Below are 2,895 nucleotides of genomic sequence, written 5' to 3'. Positions count from 1 at the left end.
GACGTCGCGGGGCCGAGCTTTTCGCCCGATGGCAGCCGGATAGCGTATAGCGTCGCGGTCGACGACACCAAGCTCGATGCCGAGAAGAGCGACCTGTGGACGGTGGCGTGGGACGGCGGCGCGCCGGTTCAGCTCACCAGGACCCCGGCGAACAGCGAATGGCAGCCGCGCTATGGCGCCGACGGCCGGACGATGTTCTTCCTGAGCGACGCGGGGGCGACGAAGAAGCGCGGCGCCGATGCCGACGATACGAAGGAAGAGGAAGACGAGAATACGCAGCTGTGGCGCATGCCCGTCGCCGGCGGGACGGCGCGGCAGGTCACGACGCTGGCGGGCGGGATCAGCGACTATGCGCTGTCGCCCGACGGCAAGCGCGCGGTCGTCGTCGCCGAGATCGGCAAGCATGTCGGCAGCAAGGCGAAGACCCCGCCGCCGGTCGAGACCGAGCGTTTCTTCTTCAAGCAGGACGGGCGCGGCTATCTCGACGACCGGACGCAGCAATTGTTCGTCGTCGAGCTTGCGACGGGCAAGGCGGTGCAGGTCACCGCGGGCGCGCGCGACCACTGGCATCCGGCGTGGTCGCCCGATGGCCAGTGGATCGCCTATACCGCGAAGGACCATGGCGACGCCGACCGGACGCTGAACTATGACATCTTCGTCGTCGCGCCCGAAGGCGGGGAACCGCGCAAGGTCAGCACGTCGCCGGGCGCCGACGGCGATCCGGACTGGGGTTCGGGGCCATCATGGTCGCCCGATTCGCGCAAGCTCGTCTGGCTCGAAGGCGCCGAGGACAAATGGATCTATTACGGGTCGCCGCAGATGGTGGTGGCCGATATCGTCGACGGCAGCGTCGCGCGGCCAGCGCGGATCGACCGCTGGTTCTATCATCCGCGCTGGACCCCCGACGGCAAGCTGATCGCGCTGATCGAGCAGGACCGCGACACCTGGCTCGCGACGATCGATCCGGCGAGCAGCGCGATCACCTATCTGACCGAGGGGGCGCGGCTGGGCTATGACTATGCCGTGGCGAAGAACGGGCGGATCGCGATCCTCGATACCGATGTGAACACGCCGGCCGAGATCAAGGCGGTCGACGGCGGGCTGCGTCCGCTGACGCACCACAACGACTGGCTGAAGGCGCGCGCGCTCGGGCCGATCCGCGACGTCGCGTTCAAGAGCGGCGATGCCGAGATCCACGGTTTCCTGACCCTGCCGCCCGACTATGACCCGGCGAAACGCTATCCGCTGATCGCCGATCTGCATGGCGGCCCGGTGTATCAGCACAGCCATGAATTCGACATCGAGGCGCGGCTTTATGCCGCGGCGGGTTATGCGGTGCTCAAGGTCAATCCGCGCGGATCGTCGGGGCGCGGTTTCGATTTCTCGCGCGCGATCTATGCCGACTGGGGCAATGTCGACGTCAAGGACATCAGCGCGGGCATCAGCCATGCGATCGACATCGGGGTCGCCGATCCCGCGCGGATCGGGGTCGGCGGCTGGAGCTATGGCGGCATCCTCACCGATTATATGATCGCCAGCGACAAGCGCATCAAGGCGGCGGTGTCGGGGGCGGGGGTCGCCAACGTCCTCGCGACCTTCGGCGTCGACATGTATGCGCGTGAATATATCCTCGAACTCGGGACGCCGTGGGAGGAATTCGATACCTGGCGCAAGCTCGCCTATCCGTTCCTCCACCCCGAGCGGATCAGCGCGCCGACCTTGTTCCAGTGCGCCGATGCCGACGACAATGTGCCGTGCGTCGGGGCCGAGCAGATGTATCTGGCGCTGAAGACACGCGGCGTGCCGACGAAGCTGATCGTCTATCCCGGCGAGAATCACGGGCTCAGCGTGCCGAGCTACCTGGTCCACCGGATGCGCAGCAACATCGCCTGGTACGACCGCTGGCTGAAGAAATAGAGGCTGTTCCAACCTCCGTTCGCCCTGAGCTTGTCGAAGGGCTGTCCTTTTCCTTGAACGTCGAGGAAAGAAGGACGGTGCTTCGACAAGCTCAGCACGAACGGAAGAAAGGGTGGTCCTTCCGGGATGGCCGTTATTCGGTCTAGCGCGGCGCGATCTGGCGTAGCGTGAGGCTGCACAGCGCGAGCGCGCGTTCGTGCGAGAGGCGGCTCGGCGACAGGCAATAGTCGAGCCACAGCCCGTCCATCACCGCCGACAGGATCGGGATCGCATCGGCGCGCGCGAGCCCGTCGGACTTGTGCGGCAGGCGCGAGAAGGCGGTGTCGAGCAGCGCGCGGAGGCGGCGGTTATAATCCTCGCTGACCTCGGCGAACTCATCGTTGCTGCGCACGAGGGTCCAGAACGCCATCCACGCGCCCAATATGTCCGAGCTGGCCCATTCGTCCGAAAACAGCACAGCGAAGAAATGATCGAGCGCCTCCCACGGATCGGCACCGGGGGTGAGCAGCTCGGCCTCGAAGCGCGCAAGGAAATGGTCGCAGAGCTGCTGATAGGTTTCGAGCAGCAGATTGTCGGGATTGACGAAATAATGGCGGAGCAGGCCGTGCGACACCCCGGCCTGCCGGCAGATTTCGCGCCCCGTCGTCGCGCGCGGGCCGAGCCGCGCAAGGCAGGTGATCGTCGCGGCGAGTAAATCCTGGCGGCGTTCCTCCGGAGGCTGTCGCTGGACTCGGGGTTTGCGCTGGGGTTGGGTCATGCGTCTTTCAATTGCGGGTCGGCGCGGGCGGCGCGGCGGCGCGAGAGCCAATAGACGGTCGCGCCCGTCCCGAGCAAGGCCGCGGTCATGCCGACGATCTTGATCACCGCGAGCGTCTTGTTCGCTTCGTCGGGGGCGGGCAGCATCGCGAGCGCGATCGCGCAGAGCGTCGTCGCAAGCCCGATGCACGCGAGCAGGATCGACACCGGGCGACCGCCGGG

3 protein-coding genes are annotated in these 2,895 nt (G+C 66.5%); 1 reads left to right on the top strand and 2 read right to left on the bottom strand.

What is annotated here, in order from left to right:
- A partial coding sequence (locus VGD20_RS10630; protein WP_331134418.1) for a S9 family peptidase occupies nt 1–1,917 on the top strand: 1,917 nt, incomplete at its 5' end.
- A 142-nt stretch (nt 1,918–2,059) separates the two neighbouring features.
- On the opposite strand, the gene VGD20_RS10625 is transcribed toward VGD20_RS10630, so the two are convergent.
- Both VGD20_RS10625 and VGD20_RS10620 read right to left on the bottom strand, forming a co-directional pair.
- On the bottom strand, nt 2,060–2,674 hold the full coding sequence (locus VGD20_RS10625) for a TetR/AcrR family transcriptional regulator (protein ID WP_331134417.1): 615 nt from the start codon (nt 2,672–2,674) through the stop codon (nt 2,060–2,062).
- A partial coding sequence (locus VGD20_RS10620) for a hypothetical protein (protein WP_331134416.1) occupies nt 2,671–2,895 on the bottom strand: 225 nt, incomplete at its 5' end. The genes VGD20_RS10620 and VGD20_RS10625, both read right to left, overlap by 4 nt.

It is taken from the genome of Sphingopyxis sp. (assembly GCF_036402335.1).
Lineage (GTDB): Bacteria > Pseudomonadota > Alphaproteobacteria > Sphingomonadales > Sphingomonadaceae > Sphingopyxis.
This window is presented reverse-complemented; position numbering and strand designations above follow the sequence as displayed.

Excerpts from the sequence above, each read along its gene's own strand:
- VGD20_RS10625 (WP_331134417.1), bottom strand. The coding sequence starts at position 2,674 with ATGACCCAACCCCAGCGCAAACCCCGAGTCCAGCGACAGCCTCCGGAG.